The 22,595-nt window shown below is 73.1% G+C and carries 21 protein-coding genes and 2 pseudogenes; 11 read left to right on the forward strand and 12 right to left on the reverse strand.

Translation table 11 applies throughout. From position 1 onward, the window contains the following. The 6 genes and pseudogenes from BM536_RS03965 to BM536_RS03990 form a co-directional block, all read left to right on the forward strand. Window positions 1-1,258, forward strand: a 1,258-nt coding sequence (locus BM536_RS03965; RefSeq protein WP_143650807.1) for a 4'-phosphopantetheinyl transferase superfamily protein, incomplete at its 5' end; no start/stop codon positions are given. Then, the gene (locus BM536_RS03970; RefSeq protein WP_073500033.1) at window positions 1,255-1,572 is read left to right on the forward strand and encodes an acyl carrier protein; all 318 of its coding nucleotides are present in this window, start codon (window positions 1,255-1,257) and stop codon (window positions 1,570-1,572) included. The genes BM536_RS03965 and BM536_RS03970, both read left to right, overlap by 4 nt. A 2-nt stretch (window positions 1,573-1,574) precedes the next feature. After that, entirely contained in the window at window positions 1,575-2,387 is an 813-nt protein-coding gene (locus BM536_RS03975) for an alpha/beta fold hydrolase (protein WP_073500035.1), read from the forward strand. Continuing rightward, a complete protein-coding gene (locus tag BM536_RS03980) occupies window positions 2,384-3,544 on the forward strand; it encodes a glycosyltransferase (protein ID WP_094102523.1) in 1,161 nt (386 codons plus the stop codon). The genes BM536_RS03975 and BM536_RS03980 overlap by 4 nt, the downstream gene beginning before the upstream one ends. A 265-nt stretch (window positions 3,545-3,809) precedes the next feature. Continuing rightward, a pseudogene (locus BM536_RS03985) lies at window positions 3,810-4,846 on the forward strand (class I SAM-dependent methyltransferase). A gap of 194 nt (window positions 4,847-5,040) precedes the next feature. Continuing rightward, entirely contained in the window at window positions 5,041-5,985 is a 945-nt protein-coding gene (locus BM536_RS03990) for an alpha/beta hydrolase fold domain-containing protein (RefSeq protein ID WP_073500138.1), read from the forward strand. Window positions 5,986-6,016: 31 nt separating this feature from the next. Here the strand turns inward: BM536_RS03990 and BM536_RS03995 are convergent, their stop codons facing one another. From BM536_RS03995 to BM536_RS04025, 7 genes are all read right to left on the reverse strand, one after another. Further along, window positions 6,017-6,235: a hypothetical protein gene (locus BM536_RS03995; protein WP_094102524.1), complete on the reverse strand. Its 219-nt coding sequence runs from the start codon at window positions 6,233-6,235 to the stop codon at window positions 6,017-6,019. A gap of 72 nt (window positions 6,236-6,307) precedes the next feature. Next, entirely contained in the window at window positions 6,308-7,639 is a 1,332-nt protein-coding gene (locus tag BM536_RS04000) for an MFS transporter (RefSeq protein WP_094102525.1), read from the reverse strand. A gap of 117 nt (window positions 7,640-7,756) precedes the next feature. Further along, complete coding sequence (locus tag BM536_RS04005; RefSeq protein WP_073491737.1) at window positions 7,757-8,707, reverse strand: catechol 2,3-dioxygenase; 951 nt, start codon at window positions 8,705-8,707, stop codon at window positions 7,757-7,759. After that, window positions 8,704-9,816 (reverse strand): 4-oxalomesaconate tautomerase, encoded by a 1,113-nt coding sequence (locus BM536_RS04010; protein ID WP_094102526.1) that lies wholly within the window; start codon window positions 9,814-9,816, stop codon window positions 8,704-8,706. Before BM536_RS04010 ends, BM536_RS04005 begins: the two co-directional genes overlap by 4 nt. Beyond that, entirely contained in the window at window positions 9,813-10,535 is a 723-nt protein-coding gene (locus BM536_RS04015) for a 4-carboxy-4-hydroxy-2-oxoadipate aldolase/oxaloacetate decarboxylase (protein ID WP_073491736.1), read from the reverse strand. The genes BM536_RS04010 and BM536_RS04015 overlap by 4 nt, the downstream gene beginning before the upstream one ends. Beyond that, window positions 10,532-11,284 carry a PIG-L deacetylase family protein gene (locus tag BM536_RS04020; protein WP_073491735.1) on the reverse strand — a complete coding sequence of 251 codons (753 nt, stop codon included), beginning with the start codon at window positions 11,282-11,284 and terminating at the stop codon, window positions 10,532-10,534. The genes BM536_RS04015 and BM536_RS04020 overlap by 4 nt, the downstream gene beginning before the upstream one ends. Window positions 11,285-11,465: 181 nt before the next feature. Next, window positions 11,466-12,116 (reverse strand): GntR family transcriptional regulator, encoded by a 651-nt coding sequence (locus BM536_RS04025; protein WP_073491734.1) that lies wholly within the window; start codon window positions 12,114-12,116, stop codon window positions 11,466-11,468. Window positions 12,117-12,327: 211 nt separating this feature from the next. On the opposite strand from BM536_RS04025, the gene BM536_RS04030 reads away from it, so the two are divergent. Then, window positions 12,328-12,672 carry a cupin domain-containing protein gene (locus BM536_RS04030; RefSeq protein WP_073491733.1) on the forward strand — a complete coding sequence of 115 codons (345 nt, stop codon included), beginning with the start codon at window positions 12,328-12,330 and terminating at the stop codon, window positions 12,670-12,672. On the opposite strand, the gene BM536_RS04035 is transcribed toward BM536_RS04030, so the two are convergent. Beyond that, on the reverse strand, window positions 12,662-13,717 hold the full coding sequence (locus tag BM536_RS04035) for a LacI family DNA-binding transcriptional regulator (RefSeq protein WP_094102527.1): 1,056 nt from the start codon (window positions 13,715-13,717) through the stop codon (window positions 12,662-12,664). The genes BM536_RS04030 and BM536_RS04035 overlap by 11 nt on opposite strands. Before the next feature lie 123 nt (window positions 13,718-13,840). Between BM536_RS04035 and BM536_RS04040 the strand changes: the two genes are divergently transcribed. Next, window positions 13,841-15,001, forward strand: a complete 1,161-nt coding sequence (locus tag BM536_RS04040; RefSeq protein WP_073491732.1) for a Gfo/Idh/MocA family protein — start codon at window positions 13,841-13,843, stop codon at window positions 14,999-15,001. Window positions 15,002-15,012: 11 nt separating this feature from the next. On the opposite strand, the gene BM536_RS04045 is transcribed toward BM536_RS04040, so the two are convergent. Continuing rightward, window positions 15,013-16,044: a LacI family DNA-binding transcriptional regulator gene (locus tag BM536_RS04045; RefSeq protein WP_073491731.1), complete on the reverse strand. Its 1,032-nt coding sequence runs from the start codon at window positions 16,042-16,044 to the stop codon at window positions 15,013-15,015. A gap of 144 nt (window positions 16,045-16,188) precedes the next feature. On the opposite strand from BM536_RS04045, the gene BM536_RS04050 reads away from it, so the two are divergent. The 3 genes and pseudogenes from BM536_RS04050 (at window position 16,189) to BM536_RS04060 (ending at window position 19,252) form a co-directional block, all read left to right on the forward strand. Then, window positions 16,189-17,337, forward strand: coding sequence for a phytanoyl-CoA dioxygenase family protein (locus BM536_RS04050; RefSeq protein WP_094102528.1), 1,149 nt, complete (start codon window positions 16,189-16,191; stop codon window positions 17,335-17,337). A 73-nt stretch (window positions 17,338-17,410) separates the two neighbouring features. After that, a pseudogene (locus BM536_RS04055) lies at window positions 17,411-18,184 on the forward strand (SDR family oxidoreductase); the annotation flags it as partial. A gap of 63 nt (window positions 18,185-18,247) precedes the next feature. Further along, window positions 18,248-19,252 (forward strand): Gfo/Idh/MocA family protein, encoded by a 1,005-nt coding sequence (locus BM536_RS04060; protein ID WP_073491729.1) that lies wholly within the window; start codon window positions 18,248-18,250, stop codon window positions 19,250-19,252. Window positions 19,253-19,297: 45 nt separating this feature from the next. Here the strand turns inward: BM536_RS04060 and BM536_RS04065 are convergent, their stop codons facing one another. From BM536_RS04065 to BM536_RS04075, 3 genes are all read right to left on the reverse strand, one after another. Next, window positions 19,298-20,548, reverse strand: coding sequence for a serine hydrolase domain-containing protein (locus BM536_RS04065; RefSeq protein WP_094102530.1), 1,251 nt, complete (start codon window positions 20,546-20,548; stop codon window positions 19,298-19,300). Window positions 20,549-21,047: 499 nt separating this feature from the next. Further along, complete coding sequence (locus tag BM536_RS04070; protein WP_245873254.1) at window positions 21,048-21,653, reverse strand: GNAT family N-acetyltransferase; 606 nt, start codon at window positions 21,651-21,653, stop codon at window positions 21,048-21,050. A gap of 24 nt (window positions 21,654-21,677) precedes the next feature. After that, window positions 21,678-22,592, reverse strand: a complete 915-nt coding sequence (locus BM536_RS04075) for an ATP-binding cassette domain-containing protein (protein WP_073491727.1) — start codon at window positions 22,590-22,592, stop codon at window positions 21,678-21,680. Between the last annotated feature and the right edge of the window lie 3 nt (window positions 22,593-22,595).

A 22,595-nucleotide genomic window follows, 5' to 3' on the forward strand; every position in this document is an offset into this window, starting at 1 on the left:
CCGGCCGCCCACCCGGCCCGCCCGCCCCTGGCCCGCCGACCCGGCCTCCGAACGCGTCCCCGAGCACACGGCCGCCCAGCTCTACGACGAGCGCTGGATGTTCCACGGCCCGGCGTTTCAGGGCGTCACGGACCTCACCGCGATCGGCGACCGGCATGTCCGGGGCGTGATCACGACGCCACCCGCGCCCGGCGCCCTGCTGGACAACGTAGGCCAGCTCCTCGGCTACTGGATCATGGCGACCCGCACGGCCCGGACCGTCGTGTTCCCGGTCGGCATGCGCGAGATGCGTTTCCACGGGCCGCACCCGGCGCCCGGCACCGAGGTGGCGTGCCTGGTGCGGATCACCTCGCTCACCGACACCCTTCTGGCGGCCGACGTCCAGCTGACCGTCGACGGCACGGTGTGGGCGGAGCTGTACGGCTGGCAGGACCGCCGCTTCGACAACGACCCGAAGACCCGTCCGGTCGAGCGCTTCCCGGAGCGCAACACGCTCTCCGAGGCCCGGCCGGGCGGCTGGTCGCTGCTGCACGAGCGCTGGCCCGACCTGGCGTCCCGCGAGCTGATCATGCGCAACTCGCTGGCCGGGCCGGAACGCGTCCGGTACGCGGAACACGCCCCGCGCGGCCGCCGGCAGTGGCTGCTGGGCCGGATCGCCGTCAAGGACGCCGTACGGCAGTGGCTTTGGGACCAGGGTGAGGGGCCCGTCTTCCCGGCCGAGCTGCGGGTGCACAACGACGAGGCGGGCCGACCGTACGTCACCGGGGTGCACGGCCGGGTCCTGCCGCCGCTGGACGTGTCGCTGGCGCACTGCGCCGAGGCGGGCGTCGCGATCGTGCGGCCCCACACCCCCGGGCCGGGTCCCGGCATCGACATCGAGGAGGTCACCGAGCGCACCCCGCAGACCGTGGCCACCGCCCTGGGCCCGGACGAGCTGCGGTTGCTGCGGACCCTGGTGTCCGACGGGTCCGACGGGTCCGACGGGTCCGACGGGTCCGAGGGGCTGTGGTTCACCCGCTTCTGGGCGGCGAAGGAGGCCGTCGCGAAGGCGGAGGGCACCGGGTTCGGCGGGCGGCCACGGGACTTCGCCGTCCTCGACGCCACCCCGGCCGGCGACCGGCTGACCGTCGCGGGCCGTCTGGAACGCGCCTACACCGTGCACTGCGCCCCGGCCGTCAACCCGCCCCACCTGCCGGACCGCACCTATGCCGTGGCCTGGACGACGGGTCCCGTCGAAGCGAAGGAGTACGACCGATGACCCCCCACACCTCCGTCACCGCCGACGAGCGGACCGTCCTCGCCGACCTCACCGAGCTGCTCGCCCGGCTCATGGAGGACGAGTACGGCCTCGACGACATCGAGATCGGCCCGGACACCACCTTCAACCGTGACCTGGAACTGGAGAGCATCGACCTCGTCACCCTGGCCGGGCTGCTCCAGGAGCGGTACGGCGACCGGGTCAACTTCGCCGAGTTCCTGGCCGGCATGGAGTTCGACGAGATCATCGAGCTGACCGTCGGACGCCTCGTCGAGTACGTCGTGGCGAGCCTGCACGCCGCGGAGGCGAGCTGACCATGGCCATGGTCGACACCGGCGCCGTCCGGTTGCACGTGCAGAGGATCGGCCCCCGCGACGGCCGGCCGGCCACCGCCACCGTGGTGCTGGTGCACGGCCTGCTCACCGACAGCCTGGCCAGCTACTACTTCACCGTGGCCCCCGCGTTCGCCGCCGCGGGCCTGGACGTCGTCATGTACGACCTGCGCGGCCACGGCCGCAGCGCACGCCCCGCCGACGGTTACACCCTCGACGACAACGTCGACGACCTGGAGGCGCTCCTCGACCGCCTCGCGGTGACCGGACCGGTGCACCTGGTCGGCAACTCCTACGGCGGGACGGTCGCGTTCGGCTACGCGGCCCGGCATCCCGAGCGGGCCGCGAGTGTCACCCTCATCGAGTCCGAACCGGCCACGCCCGCCTGGGCGGTGAAGCTGGGCGGCATCCTGGACCGGGTGGTGACGCAGCTCGCGCACAACGAGACCGACGCCATCGCCTGGATCACCGCGCACCGCGGCCACAACACCGCCCGGCTGGCCAGGGGCGCGGCCCGCCTCGCCCGCGACACCACCCTGGGACGGGACATCCCGGCCAGCCGGGTACTCACCGAGGAACAGATCACGGCGGTGCGCTGCCCGGTGCTCGGCGTGTACGGCGGCGACTCCGACCTCGCCGAACTGGCGCCCTGGCTCGAGGCGTCGCTGCCGGACTGCCGGACCGTGGTGATCCCGGGACACGAGCACTCGGTGCTGGTGGAGGCGGCCCCGGCGGTGGGCGGCCATGTACTGGCCCTGGTGCGCGAGGCGGAGCGGGCGGGGGCGGAGGTCCGATGAGCCGGTTCCTGTTCGTGGTACCGCCGTTGACCGGGCACATCAACCCGGCCGTGGGCGTGGCGGCCGAACTCGCCTGCCGCGGGCACCGGGTGGCGTGGGCGTGCTCCGATCCCGCGCTGGTCCGGCGGCTCGCGGGTGCGGGTGCCGAGGTGTTCGCGTGCGCCGGGGCGCCGGAAGGGACCCGGCCGCCCGAGCTGCGCGGGCCCGAGGCGCTGAGGTTCCTGTGGGAGTGGTATCTGCTGCCGCTCGCCGAGGCGATGGCACCGGGCGTGCGGGCGGCCGTCGGGGAGTTCCGGCCGGACGTGGTGGTCGCCGACCAGCAGGCCTTCGCGGGCGCGCTGGTCGCGGAACGGCTGGGGGTGCCGTGGGCGACCTCGGCGACCACCTCGGCCGAGTTCACCGATCCGCTGGCGGGACTGCCGAAGGTGCGGGAGTGGCTGCAGGAGCGGCTCGCGCTCCTGCGCGCCTCGGTCGGTGACCCGGCGGGCCGGACCGACCCGAGGTTCTCGCCGCATCTGGTCCTCGCCTTCAGCGCGCCGGAGTTGGCCGGCCCCGCCGACGGCGTCCGCTGGGTGGGCCCTTCCGTCGCGGCCCGCCCCGCCGGGGCCGGTTTCCCCTGGGAGTGGCTCGACGCCGGGCGGACGACCGTACTGGTGACGCTGGGCACCGCGAACACCGACGTCGGCGCCCGTTTCCTCGACGTGTGCGTGCGGGCGCTGCGCGAACGGGCGGACCGGGTGCAGGGGGTGGTCGTCGACCCGGGCGGCACCCTGCGGGCGCCGGTCGACGACAAGGACGTACTGATCGTGCCGTCCGTGCCCCAACTCGCCCTGCTGGAGCGGGGAGTGGGCGCGGTGGTGTGCCATGCCGGGCACAACACGGTGTGCGAGGCCCTGTGGCACGGGGTCCCGCTGGTGGTGGCGCCCATCCGCGACGACCAGCCGGTGGTGGCCGGGCAGGTCGCGGACGCGGGGGCCGGGGTGCGGGTGCGGTTCGGCCGGGTCGACGCGCGTCGGCTGGGCGCGGCCCTCGACGCCGTACTGGACGGACCCGGCCACCGGGCGGCGGCCGAGCGGATCGGAGCCGCCTTCCGGGCGGCCGGCGGAACGCCCGCCGCCGCGGACCATCTCGAGGAGCTGGCCGGGGAGTTGCGATGAACGACGGGAGCGCGCCCATCGAGCGCGAGGAGACCGGGCCCATCCCTCGGGACGAGACCGGGACCATCCCTCGGGACGAGACCGGGACCATCCCTCGGGACGAGACCGGGCTGACCGCCCGAAACGAGACCGGGCCCACCCCTCGGGACGAGACCCGGCCCGGCGGCCGGAACGGAATCGTGCCCACCGCTCGAGACGAGACCAAGCCCACCCTCGAAACGAGGCCGGGCCCGGCGACCGGAACCAGACCAGGCCCGCCGACCGGATCGCGGTGCTGCGGCCCGGCTACCAGGCCGATCTCGCCGCCGGCCCGGACCGCTTCTTCGAGCCCCGGCGCACCGACTGCCCTGGTGCGGCTCCGACCGGCTGACCACGCGGCTGCGCACCACGGACCTGCTCCAGCACAAGCCGGGCCGGTTCGTCCTGGACCGCTGCGAGGGCTGCGGGCACACCTTCCAGAACCCCCGGCTCAGCGCGGCGGGGCTGGAGTTCTACTACCGGGACTTCTACGACGGTCTCGGCGAGAAGAAGCTCGGCGACACCTTCGGCGGGCGCACGCGGATGTACCGGGGGCGGGCCGAGTCGATGCTGCCGCACGACGCCGGGCCCAGGACGTGGCTGGACGTCGGCACGGGACACGGGCACTTCTGCGCGGTCGCGCGGGAGGTACTGCCGGGGACGGCGTTCGACGGGCTGGACTTCACCGACGGCGTCGAACTCGCCGAGCGGGAGGGCCGCGTGGAGCACGGCTACCGAGGGGCCTTCCCCGACCTCGCGCCCGAACTGGCCGGCCGGTACGACGTGGTGAGCATGTTCCACTACCTGGAGCACAGCACCGACCCCGACCGTGAACTGCGCGCCGCCCGGGAGGCCGTCCGGCCGGGCGGGCATCTCCTCATCGAGGTGCCGGACCCGGAGAGCCGGTACGCCCGCCTCCTGGGCCGCTGGTGGCTGCCGTGGCTCCAGCCGCAGCACCTGCACTTCGTGCCGGTGGCCAACCTGCGGGAACGGCTCGCGGACCTCGGGTTCACGGTGGTCGCGGAACAGCACGCCGAGCCGCACGACCCGGTGGACCTGCTGGCGGCCGTATGGCTGGCGCTGGACCACGCGGCGCCGCGCGAGGACGCGCCCTGGCTGCGGGAGCCGCCGAACGCGCTGCGCCGAACGCTGCGGGCCGCCCTGTTCCTCACCGGCGTGCCGGTGCTGGTCGCGGGCACGCTGCTCGACCGGTTCGCGGTCCGGCCGCTGTCGCACCGGCTGGGCCTGTCCAACGCCTACCGGATCGTGGCGCGGCGCGACTGAGCGCGGGGCGGGGGCTGTGCGGGCGAGGGGCTGTGCGGGCGAAGGGCTGTGCGAGCGAAGGGGTGTGCAGGCCGAGGGGGTGTGCGGGCGTCGGCGCCGTGTTACTTTCAGCCCGACCAATCGCCAGGATTCCTGTCAATGGCAGGCGATCAGGGCCTGGTGGCCGACGGTACGGCCCGACGAACGGAATGCCCATGTCCCTCCTGGCCAGACCCGCGGTGGCGACCCGTGCCGCCAAGACGATGCAGGGCCTCACCCGGCTGGCGAGCCGCCGCTCCGACGGGCCCGGTTCCACCGCCGCCCGGCAGGCCCGCTTCCCCGCCTACCCGCGTGACACCCGCGAGGCGACCGTGCCGACGTCCGTCGCCCCCGCCCCGGTCACGATCTACGCGCCCCCGGCCGGCACGGCCGCGTGGCCCCCGGTCCACGTCAACTTCCACGGCGGCGGCTACGTCATGTCGATGCCGGAGATCGACGACGCGCTCTGCCGGATCCTCGCCGTCGAGGCGGGGGTGGTCGTCGTCAACGTGAAGTACGTGGTCGCCCCGCAGCACCCGTTCCCGGCCCCGCCGACGCAGGCGTACGACGTGGTCCGCTGGGTCGCCGAGCACGGCGCGGAACAGGGCTGGGACGGCGGCCGGCTGAGCGTCGGCGGGCAGAGCGCGGGCGGTGGGCTCGCCGCCGCCGTGGCCCGCCAGGCCCTGGAGCAGGGCGGTCCCCCGCTCACGCTCCAGGTGCTGCACTATCCCCCGCTGGACCTCGCGACCAGCGCCCGCGACAAGAAGGCGGCCGTCGCCAGGCCGATGCTGCGGCCCTGGATGGCGGAGGTCTTCGACACCTCGTACGTGCCGGACCCGCGGCGCCGCGCCGACCGGCTGGTCTCGCCCGCCGGCGCCTCGGACACCGCCGATCTGCGGGGCATCGCCCCGGCGCTGGTCATCACGGCGGAGTACGACCTGCTGCGCGCCGAGGCGGAACGCTACGCCCGGCGGCTGGCCGCGGCCGGCGCCCTGGTCGAGCACCACGAGGTCGCCGGGGCCGACCACGGCTATGACACCCAGGACGACGAGAAGGCGCGCGCCACCTACCTCCTGATCGCCCGTCACCTGCGGCGGTCCGCGGCGCCCGACGTCTCCTGACGGACGCGGGCGCGACGCGGAGGCCGTCCGGCTATCCGGCGGTTCCCGGCAGGGCGACGCCCAGCCTCTCGGCGCGTTCGCTCAGGTCGCGCCACAGCTTCGGCGCCACCGGAATGCCCTTCTCGCCGCGATCGGCGGCCACCGCGGCGCTCCGCTCGCCCGGGTAGAACACGCCCTCCGCGCCCTCCGCGACGGGCAGGCCCTTGAGCGGACGCCGGCCACGGAAGCGACCGGACGCCGGCCACGGCACCTCTGCGGTGCGGTGGCCGGCGTCCGTGTCTCCCGCGGCGGCCGGGCAGCCCCTGACCGGCCGCCCGGCCGGTCAGTGTGCGGCCAGCTGCTGTTCGCGCGGGCCGTCCTGGGCGGCCGTCGGCGGGGTGCGCAGGGCCGCTGCCCCGATGAAGACCATGGACGAGACACCGGCCAGGGCGAAGGCGGTGAACCCCCAGTCGCCCTGGTTGGAGGCGAGGAGCTGGCCGCCGAGCCACGGGCCGAAGACGGCACCGAAGCGGCCCATGCCGGAGGTCCAGCCGACGGCGGTGGCACGGTTGTCCGGGTTGGATCGGATGGACACCGTCGCGTAGATCATCGTCTGGGCGCTGTTGAGGAAGACGCCCGTGAGGAAGACGACGATCATCGTCACCGTCATCGGCATGTGCACGCTGAGCAGATACACGCCGACGGCGGTGAGCGCGAACCAGATCGCCGAGATTCGCGGGGCGCCGAAGCGGTCGGCGGCCCGGCCGGCGACCAGCATGCCCACGATGCCACCGAGGTTGAAGACGACCACGAACGACAGCGCGGAGCCCAGTTCGTAGCCCTCGGCGCGCATCAGGGTGGGCAGCCAGGTGGCGACGCCGTAGACGAGGAGCAGACCACCGAAGGAGGCCAGCCAGTACAGCAGCGTCTGGGTCCACTCGCGACCGCGGAAGAGGGCCACCAGGTTGGCCCACCGCTCGCCCGGACCGGCCTTGGCCGACCTTGCGGCGGGCACCTCGACGTCGTAGCGGGCGGCGAGTGCGCGGGCCTCCTCGGTACGTCCCTTGGCGACGAGGAAGCTCAGCGACTCGGGCAGGAACCGGGCGAGGACCGGGGCGAACAGCAGCGGCAGCACGCACACCCAGAACGCGGCACGCCAGCCGACGGGCTCCACGAGCCACTTGGCGACGTAGGCGGAGAGGATGCCGCCGGCGTGGTGGGCGGTCATCAGCAGGCCGATGACGATGGCGCCGCGGCCACGCGGGGCGTAGTCGGAGACCATGCTGATCGCGGTCGGCAGCAGTCCGCCGAGGCCGACGCCGGCCAGGGTCCGGCCGAGGCCGAAGACGGCGACGCCGTCGGCGAGCGCGCACAGGCCCGAGGCCAGCGAGAACAGGGCCACACAGGAGACCATCAGCTTCTTGCGGCCGATCCGGTCGGCGATGGTGCCGGCGGCGAGCGCGCCGATCAGCATGCCGAAGGTGGCGTAGCTGCCGAGGTCGCCGGCCCGGTCCGGGGTGAGGCCGAAGGTTCCGGTCTCCAGCAGGTGCGGGAGGACCGAGCCGTAGATGAACATGTCCAGGCCGTCGAAGAGGACGGCCAGCCAGCAGAGACCGACGACCAGGAGGGCCAGTCTGCTGCCGCGGGCGGACAGCGGGGAGGGGGAGGAGGACATCGTTGTTTCCTCTCGTGCGGGCGGGGGTGCCCCGACGCTAAGGACCCGCGAGGATTTTCGTCAACACTTTTGTCAACAATCTCATCGACAATGTGTGCGCCGGGGCCGCTGGGGCCGTTACGCGACCGGCGGGGTGCCGTGGGTGTGGAACGACGCGATGGTCTGCAGGCCCCATGCCTGGCCCTTCTTCCGCTCCTCCTCGGTCCAGGTGACCAGCGGCCAGTCGGGCGCCAGCACCAGGCGGGTGAGCGGGTTGCACAGTTCGATCCGGTTGCCGCCGGGCTCGTAGACGTACAGGAAGAAGGTCTGCTGGATGGCGTGCTTGTGCGGCCCCGTCTCGATGAACACGCCGCTGTCGATGGCGAGGTCGGCGGCGCGCAGGATGTCCTCGCGGGTGTCGGTCGCGAAGGCGATGTGGTGCAGCCGCCCGGCGCTGCCGGTCCAGTCCGAGGTGTAGACGACGTCGTACGACTTGTCCGTGTACGTCAGCCAGCGTGCCGCGATCTTCCCGGTGTCGAGCCGGATCTGCTCGGTGGGCCGGGCGCCGAGGACGTCCTGCTGGAACTCGGCGTTGGCGAGGACATCGGCGGCGAGGAAGTTGACGTGGTCCAGGCGGCGTACGCCGACGCCCCGGTTGGGCTTGGCCTGCGGCTGGTTCTTCAGCGCCGGTTTCAGCTCCTCGGGGGCCCGGTAGTACTCGCTCTCCCAGTAGAGGGCGTGCTCGTGGCCGTCCGGGTCGGTGGTGACGTACAGCCTGCCGAGGCCGGGCTCGTCCTCCGCCCAGTGTCCGGTGCCGCCCGCCTCCTCGACCGCCTTCACCCGCCGCTGGAGCGCCTCCTCGCTGGAGGTGCGCAGGGCGAGCCGGCCGAGGCCGGGGGTGTCGCGGGCGGTGAGGACCAGGCTGTGGTGCTCGTAGTCGTCGAAGGTCCGCAGATAGACCGTGTCGCCGTCCCGCCCGTTGACGGTGAGGCCCAGGTAGTCGGTGAAGAAGCCGACACTGGCGTCCAGGTCGGGGGTGAACAACTGGGCGTGGCCGATGTGCGCGATGTCGCCGAGCGGCGGAGTCATCGTTGACCTCCAAGGGGGTGCGGGTTGATCGGTGCCGTCTCGGCGGACCGGGGGAACACGGTGCCGTCCAAGATCTTGCGGGCCGTGCGGACCACGGCCGTGCGGCGGGCGGAGGGCAGGCCCTCGGGGGTGGGGACGAGGCTACTTTCGATATCCAGGAAGCCGGTGGGATGTTCTATGCGAATTCGGTCACTGCCGGGCTCCAGATCCGCCAGATCGGCCCCGACGCTCCCTTCGATCCGAAGGCCCGCGGCGACTCCGGCCGCGCCGAGCACTCCGATGGAGGGGTGGCAGCGCACGGGAATGAAGGTGCGGGTGGTGACGGCGCCGCCTTCGCGGGGCGGGGCGAGCAGCGTGAGCTTGGGCACGGTGGCGTCCGCCACGTCCCCGAGGCCCATCCGGCGGCCCGCCTCCAGCCTGATCCGGCGGAGCCGGTCGGCCAGGACCGGGTCCTCCTCCAGCGCGGCGGGCGATTCGTAGCCGGTGACGTCGAGGGAGGTCGCGGCGATCAGGACCGTCGGCATGCCGTTGTCCACGCAGGTCACCCGGACCCCGTCGATCTCCTCCCGGGCGCTGCCGGTGGGCAGGAGCGGGTTCGGGCCCGGCGGGAACTCGATCAGCACGGGTGCCGCGGCGCCCGGTACGCCGGAGATCTCCGCGTCGCCGGTGTAGTCCACCCGGCCGCCGGGCGTCGGGAAGGTCGCCGTGGCCCGGTCGCCGCTGTTGACCATGCGGATGCGGACGGAGGTCTCGTCCGGGCCCGCCGGCACGAGTCCGCGCTCGACGGCGAACGGGCCGATGCCGGCGAGGATGTTCCCGCAGTTCTGACGGTCGCTCACCTCCGGTCGGTCGACGGCGACTTGCAGGAACAGGTAGTCGACGTCGGCGTCCGGGTCGGCGGAGGGCGAGACCACGGCCACCTTGCTGGTGAGCGGGTGGGCGCCGCCCAGGCCGTCGATCTGGCGCTCGTCGGGACTGCCCATGATCCGCAGCAACAGGTCGTCGCGCAGGTCCGGTTCGGCGGGGAGGTCGGCGGCGAGGAAGTAGGCGCCCTTGGAGGTGCCGCCCCGCATCAGCAGGCACGGCACCCCCTCGGGCACACCGCTCACGAGGGCTCCCCCGCGTCCGGGGCGCCCGCCGTGTACTCGTCGTAGGTCCGGTACTCGACACCGAGCCGCTTCAGCGTGTCGCGCAACCCGTAGCGGTCCAGGCCGAGTTGGCCGTCGAGGAACGCGGCGCGGGCCTTCGCCTCCTTCACCTCGCGGGCCTCGGACGCCTCGGCGGTGGCGCGGGCGCGCTCGCGCGGGACGACCACGACGCCGTCGTCGTCGGCGAGGATCACGTCACCGGGGCGGATCACCTGGCCGTCCACGGCCACGGGGACGTTGACCGAGCCGCCGGTGGCCTTCACCGTGCCTTGCGCGCAGACGGCACGGGACCAGGCCGGGAAGTCCATCTCGCGCAGTTCCTGGGTGTCGCGGATGCCGGCGTTGATGACGAGGCCACGCACGCCCCGCCGCCGCAGCGCGGTGGCGAACAGCTCGCCGAACATGCCGTCCGTGGACGGCGAGGTGGTGGTGACGACGAGGACGTCGCCCTCGCCGCACTGCTCGACGGCCGCGTGGATCATCAGGTTGTCGCCGGGCCAGCTGAGCACCGTGACGGCGGTGCCGGCGATCCGTACGCCCTGCTGGATGGGGCGGATGCCCGGGCCCAGCAGGCCCGTTCGCCCCATCGCCTCGCTCACGGTGGCCACCCCGAAGGCCGCCAGCGCCTCGACGTCCTTCGGGTCCGCCTTCGGCGGGCCGGTGACGATCACGCCGCTCATGCCAGCTCCTTCGCGATCTGCGGGTACGGGCGCATGTACGCCTCGGCCATCGTCTTGTGCGCGAGGCCCAGGTTGGGGCCCGCGTTGCGCTTGAGCTGGACGCCGCGGCGGACGGCGAGGTCGGTGTAGTAGTCCCACAGGTGCTGCTGGGCGCCGAGGCACTCCATGGCCTTGCGCTTGGTCTCCCACACCTCGGTGATGTCGAGGAGGACCTCGGGCCGGAAGCCGCTCATCTCGGGCTGGTGCGGCTCGAAGTAGAAGACGGGCGGGGCGCCGATGATCTCGCCGGGGCCCGGGTAGCCGATGGCCTGGGCGAGGACGCGGGCCTCCAGCGCCATGCGGTTGGCGGCGGGGTGATCGCCGTTGTACGGGTCCTCGGTGGGGTGGGTGAGGACGACGTCCGGCTGGGTCTCGCGGTAGACCTCGACCAGCCTGTCGGTCAGCTCCGCGGTCGCGACCAGCGGGTAGTCGCCCGCGTCGAAGAAGCGGACCCGGGCGCCCAGGGTGGCGGCGGCGCGCTCGGCCTCGTCCCGGCGTATCGCCTTGATCTCGTCCAGCCGCTTGCCCTCGCGCCATGCCTTGGCGGACTCCCCGCGCTCGCCGAAGGTCAGGCACGCGATGGTGACCTTCTCCCCGCGCGAGGCGGCCAGGGCGATGGCACCGCCCGCCCGCCAGACGAAGTCACCGGCGTGCGCGGTGACCACGAGGGTCGATCGGGGTGGGCCGGCGGGCGCTGTGGCCTGCGTCATGCTGCAATCTCCCTTGTGGGGCGGCTCGCCTCCGGAGCGCTCCACCGGCGTTCGCGGAGGGCGGCGACCGCGCGTCCGGCCCCCTTCGGACCTTTCGCACGCTCGCGCCCCCGGACACCGGCGCACCCCATCGGCTCACTCGCCGTGGTGACAGGTGGGCGCCCGCCCCGCGCAGCCGTGATCAGTCGCGCAGCGCCTCGATCACGCTGGTGAGGTGGGCGCGGACGGCCGCCTCGGCCGCCTGCGGGTCCCTGGCCCTGATCGCTTCGATCATGTCCAGGTGCTCGTTCAGGGATTGCTGCGGACGCCCCGGCCTCAGTGCCAACTGGAAGCGGTGACGCACCAGTTGGGCGTTGAGCCGCTCCAGCAGCTCCTGCGCGGTCCGCTGGTCGGAGAACTCCCGGATGCGGACGTGCAGTTCATGGTTCAGCTCGGAGTAGGTCACCGGCTCACCGTCGGCCACGGACTTGCTCATCGCGGTGCCGAGGTCGGTCAGCTGGTCCAGTTGGTCGTCGCTGGCCGCGACGGCCGCCTTCGCCGCGCACAGCCCTTCGAGGACCATCCGGCACTCGGTGATGGCGACCGCTTCGTCCACGCTCACCACTCGCACGCGCGAGCCGCGGTTGCGGATCCGTTCGACGAGTCCCTGGGACTCCAGATCGATGAGCGCCGCGCGGATGCTGGCCCGCGTCACACCGAACTGCTCGGCGAGCTCGTTCTCCACCAGCCGCTGTGCCGGTGCCATCTCGCCGTGCAGGATCGCCTGCCGCAGCTGCGCGAACGCGTGCTGCTTGGCCTGCTCCCCGGTGCTCGGACGGGCTTCTTTCGGCATCGTTGCCCTCCCTGAGTGAGTGCCTGTCGAACCTAAATCTAGCCAAACAAGATTGTCAACAATTTTGTCTGCCATATTGGCCGTGCATACGAGCCCAAGGTCTGTGGACGATCCGGCAGGCCGTCGGCCGCGACAGACCGTCCCGCCATCCGCCCCGATACCCCACACCCTGTCAACCCCCACCCGCACACCGTCTCGTTAAGGTCGCCCCATGACTCCCAGCTTCGCTCTCCACGTCCCCGACGCCGATCTCGTGCCCGAGCCGCTCGACCCCGGGCAGATCGTGTCCGGGGCGCCCGAGGTGAGCGGCAAGGTGGTGTGGGAGTCGGCGGACGGGCGGCAGGTCCGGGGGATCTGGCAGATCACGCCGGGAGTCGTCACCGACACCGAGGCGGACGAACTGTTCGTGGTGATCAGCGGCTCGGCGACCGTCGAGGTCGAGGGCGGGGCCACGCTGCGGGTCGGGCCCGGCGACATGGCCGTCCTGCGCGCCGGCGACCGGACGACGTGGACCGTGCACGAGACCCTGCGCAAGGCGTACGCCATCAATCTCTGACGGTCCCCGGCACCGCCGGCGGCCCCGTGGTCCCCCGCACCTCCAGCGTCGGTGCCGCCAGTTGCAGGCGGCCCTCCGCGCCGGGCCGCTCCAGCCGGTCGAGGAGGCAGCGGGCGGCTCGGCGGCCGACCTCGTGGCCGGCGTGGTCGACGGTGGTGAGCCACAGGTGGCGCAGACGGGAGATGCTCGTGTTGTCGTAGCCGACGAGGGACAGGTCGCGGGGGACGGAGAGGCCCAGTTCCTCGGCCGCGGAGAGCGCGCCGACGCACGCGATGTCGTTGACGGCGAAGACGGCGGTGGGCCGGTCGGGCCGGCTGAGCAGCCGTACGGTGGCGCGGTAGCCGCCCTCCTCCGTCATGTCGCACGGCTCGACCGGCGCCCGCTGCCCGAGCCCGTGCTCCCGCATCACCGACTCGAAGGCGCCGCGGCGCAGCTCACCGACGGCGCCGTACCCCGCGAGGTGCGCGATCGTGCGGTGGCCGAGGCCGATCAGGTGCTCGGTGACCAGCCGGGCGCCCCGCTCGTCGTCGTTGGCGACGACGTCCACCCCCGCCGGGACGGGCTCGCGCGCGCCCGCGACGACGACCGGGATGCGGGCGGCGACCGCGTTGAGGGCCGCGGGGTCGGGCAGGGTGCCGACGACGACCAGGCCGTCGGCCGGCAGGTCGAGGAACGGTCCGGCGAGGTCGTGACCGACGCGCCGGTTGAGGCGGGCGTCGGCGAGCAGCATGTGCCGGCCGCTCGCGGACAGCAGCGAGTTGAGGCCGTCGAGGAGGTCGACGTACCAGGGGTTGCGCAGGTCGTTGAGGAGGACCCCGACCATGGGGCTCGCCCCGCTCGAGGGAAGCCGGGAGTGGGGGAGGGTGCGGCGTTCACTGAGGCTGCGGGCCGCCGTGTTGGGCCGGTAGCCCAGTTCGCGCACGGCCCGCAGGACGGCGTCCCGCTTCTCGGCGCGCACCCGGTCGGAGCCGCGCAGGACGAGGGAGACCAGGGACTTGGACACGCCGGCCCGGTCGGCGACGTCGCGGATGGTCGGCGCTCTCATGCGTTGGACCGTTCCACGGAGCGGTCCGGTTGTCAAAGGGCGCGAAGCTTCTTGACATGCTGGGATGGGCGCCTCAGGGTGACCTCGACAGGATGTGGACCGGTCCATGGAAGGGCTGCCGCCGTGAGTGAACCGCTGGGTGTCGCCGTCGTCGGGTTCGGCTGGATGGGCCGGGTGCACACGCAGGCATACGCGCGCGTGCCGCACCACTTCCCGCAGCTCCCCCTGCGGCCCGAGCTGATCACGGTCGCCGAGGAGGTGCCGGGCCGGGCCGAACAGGCCGCCGGGCAGTACGGCTTCGCCTCGGCGGTCCGGGACTGGCGGGAGGTCGCCGCCGACCCCCGGGTGGCGGCGGTCAGCATCACCGCGCCGAACTTCCTGCACCGCGAGATCGGTGTGGCGATGGCCGGGGCCGGCAAGCACCTCTGGATCGAGAAGCCGGTGGGCCTCACGGCCGACGACGCCCGCGCGGTCGCGGACGCGGTCGCGAAGGCCGGCGTGCAGGGCGCGGTCGGTTTCAACTACCGCAACGCGCCCGCCGTGGAGGCGGCCCGCGACCTGATCGCCGCCGGTGACATCGGCGTGGTCACCCATGTCCGCGTCCGCCTCTTCAGCGACTACGCCGCCCACCCCGACTCCGCCCTGACCTGGCGCTACGAGCGCAAACGCGGCGGCAGCGGGGTCCTCGGGGACCTCGCCTCGCACGGCGCCGACCTGGCCCGCTTCCTGCTCGGCGAGATCACCTCGCTGACCGCCGACACCGCCGTCTTCGTCCCCGAACGGGCCCGCCCCGCCGGGACCACCGCCGGCCACACCCTGGCCACGGGCGGCGAACCGGGCCCCGTGGAGAACGAGGACTACGTCGGCTGTCTGCTCCGGTTCGCCTCCGGTGCCCGCGGCGTCCTGGAGGCCTGCCGGGTCTCCGTCGGCGAGCAGAACGCGTACGGCTTCGAGGTGCACGGCACCCGCGGCGCGGTGTTCTGGGACTTCCGCCGGATGAACGAGCTGGCCGTCAGCCGCGGCACCGGCTACCAGGACCAGCCGGTGAGCACGGTGTACGTCGGCCCCGGCGCGGGCGAGTTCGGCGCCTTCCAGCCGGGCGCGGCGAACGCGATGGGCTACGACGACCTGAAGGTGATCGAGGCCTACCGCTTCCTCCGCTCGATCGCCGAGGGCACCCCGTACGGGGCGACCCTGACGGACGCCGTGCGCAGTGCGGCCGTACTGGACGCGATGGCGCGCTCCGCGGAGAGCGGCACCTGGGTGGACGTGCCCACGGCCTGACCGGACGGCCGTCAGCCGAGGGCGGCGGGCGGCATGTTGTACGGCGTCACCACCTGGATGGCGGACGGCAACACGGGGCCGGCGGGCGGCAGCGCGCCGTGCGCCCGCATCACGGCGTGGCACACCTCCCGCATGTCCTGGCGCAGGTCGTGGTGGAGCACGGCGGAGAGCCGGTGCTCGCGCAGCAGGCGGGTGTTGTCGTGGTCGAGGTCGTGGGCGACGAACACGGCACACGCGCGGCCGAGGTCGGCGAAGGCGCGCAGGGTGGCGATGTTGCCGCCGCCGATGGAGTAGACGGCGCGGATCTGCGGGTCGCGTTCCAGGGCGGCGCGGACGAGGTCGTACTGGGTGGCGTCGAGGCCCTGCCCCTCGGCGATCTCGACGAGCGCGCGCTGCGGTTGGCGGGCGCGCATGGCGCCGCGGAAGCCCATCTCACGCTCCTCCTCGTTGCGGAAGAAGCCGCTGCTGAGGCTGGTGAGCACGTTGCCGGGCCGCTCGCCCAGCCACTGGCCCATGAGGTAGGCGGCGGTGGCGCCGGCGGCCCGGTTGTCGATGCCGACGTAGGCGAGGCGGGCGGAGGTGGGCAGGTCGGTCACGAGGGTCACCACCGGGACGCCGGCCTCGGTGAGCCGGCCGACGGCGGCCGTGACCTCGGGGAGGTCGGGCGCCTTGAGGACCACGCCCTGGGAGCCGCGCCGGGCGATCCGGTCCAGGGTGCGGACCAGTTCGGCGACGGGTCCGGTCTCCCGGAAGTGGAAGCGGGAGCGGACGACCGCCGGGTGCAGCGCCGGCAGTTCGGCCTCCAGGGCGGACCGTACGGCGGTGGAGAAGCGTTCCGGCGCCTGCATCACGATGTCGATCATGAAGGTGCGGCCGACGAGCCGGACCTGGGTGCGCTGCCGGTCCAGGTCGGCGATCGCCTGGCGGACCTCCCGCACGGTGCTCTCACGCACCCCTCCCCTGCCGTTCAGGACCCGGTCCACGGTGGCCTCGCTGAGACCCGCCTGCCGGGCTATCTCGCGGATCGGGAAGGGATGCCCCATGTCGTCGGCTCCTTGAGGGGTTTTTGACGGCTTCCTGCTGGTTGTTCGAGGGGTTTGTACTGACAAGAATGACAGCGCCGGGCGACTCCTCGTCAAGGAACCGTCCCGCCGAGCCGAACCGCCCCCGTCACCGAGAGGACGACGATGTCCTGCACCCCCTGGCTGTCCGAGCGGGACTGCGACCTCGACGCCTTTCGCGCGCTGGTCGAACACGGGACCGATGTCGCCGATTACCCGCACGCCGCAGCCGTGGAGCGGAACGTGCTCGTGTACGACGGCGACCGGCTGCGCGGCGGCGACGTCGCGGAGGTGGGGGCCGAGCTGGTCCGCGCCCTCGCCGACGGGCCCGGCATCGTGGTCTTCCGGGGGGCTTTCCCGGACCCGTCGGTCGTCGACCGGCTGACGGCCGTGTTCGACGCCCTGATCGCCGGGCAGCGCGCGGCGGGCACGACCGCCGGCGACCACTTCGCGAAGCCCGGTGCCAACGACCGGGTGTGGAACGCGCTGGAGAAGGCCGCCCGCCTCGACCCGGAGGCATTCGCCGACTACTACGCCAACGACCTCCTCGCCCTGGTCTCACGGGCCTGGCTCGGCCCCGGCTACCAGGTGACCTCGCAGGTCAACGTCGTCAATCCGGGCGGCGCCGCACAGACCGCGCACCGCGACTACCACCTCGGGTTCCTCTCCGCCGAGGCCGCGGCCGCCTACCCGGCACACGTCCACCGGCTCTCCCCCGTGCTCACCCTCCAGGGCGCGGTCGCCCACTGCGACATGCCCGTGGAGTCCGGACCGACGATGTACCTGCCGCACTCGCAGAAGTACGGGCCCGGCTATCTCGCCTGGAGACTGCCGGAGTTCCAGGCCTACTTCGCGGAACGGCACGTCCAGTTGTCCCTGACGCGGGGCGACGCCGTCTTCTTCAACCCGGCCCTGTTCCACGCGGCCGGCACCAACCGGTCCGCCGGCATCCGCCGTACGGCCAACCTGCTCCAGGTGTCCTCCGCGTTCGGCCGGGCCATGGAGACGGTCGACCGGGAAGCGGTGACGAACGCCGTGTACCCGGTGCTGCTGAAGCGCGCCGCGGAGGGCGCCGACACGGCGTGGCTGGAGCGGGTCGTCGCCGCGAGCGCCGAGGGCTACCCCTTCCCCACCAACCTCGACAGCGACCCGCCGGTCGACGGCCTGGCCCCGCCCTCGCAGGCGGACACCGTGCGGCGCGCGCTGCGCGAGGCCTGGACACCCGAAGCCCTGCGGGACGCGCTGCGGGCGGGCGCCCAGCGGCGCGCGAGCTGAAAGGACCTCCACTCCATGGGACCTCCTTCCCTCCACGGGCCCCCTCCCCTCCCCCGGCCCCCTCCCCGCCGCGGGGCTTCTCGCCGACAAGGTCGTGCTCGTCAACGGCGGCAGCCAGGGCGTGGGTGCCGCGATCGCGCGGGCCGCCGTCCGCGAGGGCGCGGTCGTGGCCCTCACCGGCCGCCGCCCGGAACCGGGCGAGGCACTGGTCACGGAGCTGGCCGCGGCCGGCGGCAAGGCGACGTTCGTCCGGGCCGACCTCGCGGACGCGGAGCAGGCGAAGGCCGCCGTGGCCCGCACGGTCGAGGCGTACGGCCGGGTGGACTGCCTCGTGAACTCCGCCGGGCTGACCACGCGGGGCACGCTGCTGGACACCACGCCCGAGCTGTTCGACCAGCACATCGCGATCAACCTGAAGGCGCCGTTCTTCGCCATGCAGGCCGCCGTCGCGGACATGGTGGGCCGGGGCGCGCCGGGCACGGTCGTCAACATCATCACCTCGTCGGCGCACGGCGGGCAGCCGTTCCTCGCCCCGTACGTCGCCGCCAAGGCCGGCCTGGTCGGCCTGACCCGCAACGCGGCGCACGCCCACCGCCACGACCGGGTCCGCGTCAACGGCCTGAACATCGGCTGGACGGCGACGGAGGGCGAGGACGCGACCCAGCGGGCCTTCCACGGCGCCGGGGACGACTGGCGCGAGCAGGCGGCCGCCCGGCTGCCGATGGGCAAGCTCGGCCAGCCGGACGAGATCGCCGACTTCGTGGTCTTCCTGCTGTCCGAGCGGTCCGGCGTGGTCACCGGTTCGGTGATCGACTGGGACCAGAACGTGCTCGGCGGCCTGGACTAGGCCGCCCCTCCCCCCTTCCCTGTCTCTCCCCGCCCCCGTACGACGCCCAAGGAGCTGCACCCCATGCGTATCGGCATTCTCGGCCTCGGCCGCATCGGCGCCTTCCACGCCGAGACCCTGTCCGGACTCGACGCCGTCGAGTCGCTCGTCGTCGCCGACCCGTTCACCGAGGCCGCCAAGTCCGCCGCCGAGCGGTTCGGCGCCGAGGTCGCCGACTCCCCCGAGGCCGTGCTGGCGGCCGGGGTGGACGGCATCGTGGTGGCCGCCGCCACCGACGCCCACCCGGCGCTGATCCTCGCCGCCGTGGCCGCGGGCGTGCCCGTGTTCTGCGAGAAGCCCGTCGCCCGGACCATGCGGGAGGGAGTCGACGTCCTGAAGGCCGTGCGGGGCTCGGAGGTGCCGATCCAGATCGGCTACAACCGCCGCTTCGACGCCGGTTTCGTCGCCGCTCGTGCCGCCGTGCGCTCCGGCGAGCTGGGCACGCTGCACACCGTGCGCTCCACCACCCTGGACCCGGCGCCGCCGCCCGCCGCGTACATCGCCGCGTCCGGCGGCATCTTCCGGGACTGCTCGGTGCACGACTTCGACATCATCCGCTGGGTCACGGGCCGCGAGGTGCGCGAGGTGTACGCGGTCGGCGGGAACCGGGGCGCCGACTTCATCCGGGAGGCGGGCGACGCCGACACCACGGGCGCGGTCCTCACCCTGGACGACGGCACGATCGCCGTGATCTCCAACTCCCGTCACAACGGGCGCGGTTACGACGTCCGCATGGAGATCCACGGCTTCCAGGACTCCATCGCGGTGGGCCTGGAGGACAAGCTGCCGCTGCGCTCGGTGGAACCGGGCGTGACCTTCCCGGCCGGGACCCCGCACGACTTCTTCATGGACCGCTTCACGGCCGCCTACCGGGCCGAACTCACCGCGTTCACCGAGGTGGTGGCCGGCACCCGGCCCTCGCCCTGCACGATCGAGGACGCCCTGGAGGCGGGCTGGATCGCGGAGGCGTGCACACTGTCGCTGCACGAGCACCGGCCGGTGACCATCGCGGAGGTCCGCACCGCCTGAGCGGCCGTGCACCCGGCTCGGTGCCGGGTACCTCCCGCACCTCCCTCACCGGGCGGCGGGCTGGCTGGGCAGGTCGAAGACGTGGTCCGGGGAGATGATCCGCGTGATGGCGTCGCCGAAGAGGGTGCTGGGCTCCTCGTTCTTGTAGCTGATGTCGGTGTTCAGCAGGACGACGAGGGTGGCCTGGGCGGACGGCAGGTGGATGGTGAGGGACTCGTAGCCCGGCAGCGAGCCGTTGTGGCCGATCCAGCCCTGCACGTCGAAGATGCCGAGACCGTATCCGGCGCCGGGGATCGGCGTGGGCGGTGTGGTCAGCCGCTCCTTCTGCGTCGCGGGGCTGATCAGCCGCTCGCCGTCGGGGAGTCGGCCGGTGGCCACGGTCCGCGCCCAGACCCGCATGTCCTCCAGCGTGGAGATCATCGCGCCGGCGGCCCAGCCCCAGGAGGGGTTCCAGTCGGCCGTGTCCTCGACCTCGCCGGTCGCGGTCTGGTTCGAGTAGCCCTGCGCGTGCGGCTGCGGGAACTCGTTCCCCGTGGGGAAGCTCGTGTCGCCGAGGCCGGCCGGATCGAGGATGTGCTCCTGGATGTAGTCCGCGAGGGTCTGCCCGCTGATCTTCTCGACGACCATGCCGAGCAGGATCAGGTTGGTGTTGGAGTAGTTGAACTCCGCGCCCGGCTGGAACAGCACGGGGTGCTTGAAGGAGTAGTCGAGCAACTGCTGGGGTGCGAACGGCCGTTGCGGATCGGACGTCAGGGCCTTGAAGAAGTCCTCGTCCTGCGAGTAGTTGAACAGCCCGCTGCGCATGCCGGCCAGCTGCCGCAGCGTGATCCTGTCGCCGTTCGGTACGCCCTCGACGTACTTGTCGATGGTGTCGTCGAGGCCGACCTTGTCCTCGTCGGCCAGCTCCAGCACGGCGGTGACGGTGAACGTCTTGGTCTCGCTGCCGATCCGCATGAAGAGGTCCGGGGTCATCTTCCGGCCGGTTTCCTTGTCGGCGAGCCCGAAGGACTTCACGTGCTCGCCCTTGTCGGGGGTCCACACGCCGACGGACACGCCGGGGACGTTCGCCTGCTTCATGATCCGCCGCACGGCCTGGTCGATCCGCTGCTTCACCTGCGGCGTGAGGTCGCGCACCTCGTCACCGGAGGGGGTCGGGGAGGGTGCCGCGGCGACGACGGTGGCCCCGGCGGCGGGCGCCGCCGCCCCTGCCGTACCGCCCAGGGCCGGCAGGACGAGGGCCCCCACCGCTGTGGCGACGACGGCCCCTCTGCACAGGTGGACACACGGACGCGTCATGGGCGCACTCCCGCCAGGAGACTTCGCCGCAGGCCACAGCCGCACCAGGGGCACGGCCGCGCGCGGCCCATTCAGCACCAGGATAGGAGCGGGGGCGGACCGCCGCCTCTCGGCGGCACGGACCCCCGGGCCACGACCGCATCGTGCACGCGCACATCACTCCGCCCGGGTCACCGGCGTCCGGGAGACCCTCGCGCCCACCACCGTCACGGGGGTGGGCGTGACCTCGCCCATCCCCGTCCCCTTCCCCTCGTCGACGAGTTGGGCCCGACGTGTCCGGTCGCGCGCGCCCCGTCGACGGCGTGCGCGGCCACCTCATCGGCTTCGTCACCCCCGACGGCACGCACTGCGTTCGCCCACGCCTGCGGCACGGGCCTCGGCCACGCCCTGTACGACACCTTCACGGAGGCGGCCCACCCAGGGGACGTCCGGCCGGAGGAGGAGCCGGAGGAGGAGCCGGAGGAGGAGTACGACGGCCCCGGTCAGCCCCTGATGGTGTTCACGCGGGAGCCCGACCGTCGGCGTGGCGTACGTGGAGGTGGCCCTCGCCGGGGAACTCCGGTGGCGCGGCGGGCAGTACGGCGTCGAAGCCGTAGCCGGTCTTCTCCGCGACCCGGCAGGAGGCGGTGTTCTCGGCCTCGTGCATCAGCCGGAGCCGGGCCGTCCCGGGGAAGGCGGTGAAGGCCCAGTCGGTCAACGTGCTCAGCGCCCGCGGAGCCACGCCCCGGCCGCGCGCGTGCGCGGCGGTCCAGTAGCCGACCTCCGGCTCGGCACCGTGCGGCGCCTTCAGTACGACATGCCCCGCCAACCGCCCTTCGGCACCGCCCGGTTGCGCCTCGAGGACGGCGAAGGCGAGGCGCTCCTCCGTCGCCCACAGGTCGCTCTGTTCCAGCACCCAGCGCAGCGCCTCCGCCTCGTTGCGCACGGTCACGGCGGCCCAGCGGCGCAGCACCGGGTCCCGGTACGCCTCGGCCACGCCGGCGGCGTCCTCGGGGCGCCATGGGCGCAGCAGCAGCGCGGGCGCCGACGCGGTGGCACCGGCCTCGAGCCGTACCTGTCGTACCTGTCGTACCTGTCGCATCTGTCGCACGGCGGTCTCGTCCATGACGTCAGCGTAGGTGACGGCGGCTCAGGCCTTCTCCTCGCCCGGCTCCGCGACGGGTGCGGTGAGGTCCCGCCCGTCGGGGAGCCTCTCGACGTCGACGCCGCGTACCTGCGCCAACTCGTGTTTGAGGGCGGTGAGTTCTGTGCCGCCGGCCATGTGGTTGGTGAGTTCCTCGAGGCTGACCTGGTCACGGTCGGCGGAGAGTTCCATGGTGCCGAGGCGCAGGACGCTGAAGTGGTCGCCGACCATGTAGGCGTGGTGGGGGTTGTGGGTGATGAAGATGACTCCGAGGCCGCGGTCGCGGGCGGCGGCGATGTACTTGAGGACCACGCCGGACTGCTTGACGCCGAGGGCGGCGGTGGGCTCGTCGAGGATGAGGACGCGGGCGCCGAAGTGGACGGCGCGGGCGATGGCGACGCACTGGCGCTGGCCGCCGGAGAGGGTGCCGATGGGCTGTTCGAGGTCGTCGAGGACGATGCCCATGTTGCGCAGTTCCTCGTCGGCCGTCCGCTTCATCGTCTCGATGTCGAGGCGTCGGACCGGCCAGGGGCCCTTGGTGATCTCGGAGCCGAGAAAGAAGTTGCGCCAGACCGGCATGAGGGGAACGGTCGCGAGGTCCTGGTAGACGGTCGCGATACCGCGGTCGAGGGCCTCGCGCGGGGTGGAGAAGCGCACGGGTTCGCCGTCGACGAGGAACTCGCCCTCGGTGTGCTGGTGCAGCCCCGAGACGATCTTGATGAGGGTGGACTTGCCTGCGCCGTTGTCGCCCAGCACGCAGGCGACCTTGCCGGGACGGACGGTCAGGTCCACGCCGTGCAGGGCGCGGATGTTGCCGTACGACTTGCCCGCGTTGCGGAGTTCGACGAGCGGACGGTCGGCGTCGGCCGGGGGGATGTCCGCGAGGACGGCACCGTGGGTGCCGCTGTGGTCGTTCGTCATGGG

Origin of the sequence: Streptomyces phaeoluteigriseus, assembly GCF_001896135.2 — a bacterium.
Lineage (GTDB): Bacteria > Actinomycetota > Actinomycetes > Streptomycetales > Streptomycetaceae > Streptomyces > Streptomyces phaeoluteigriseus.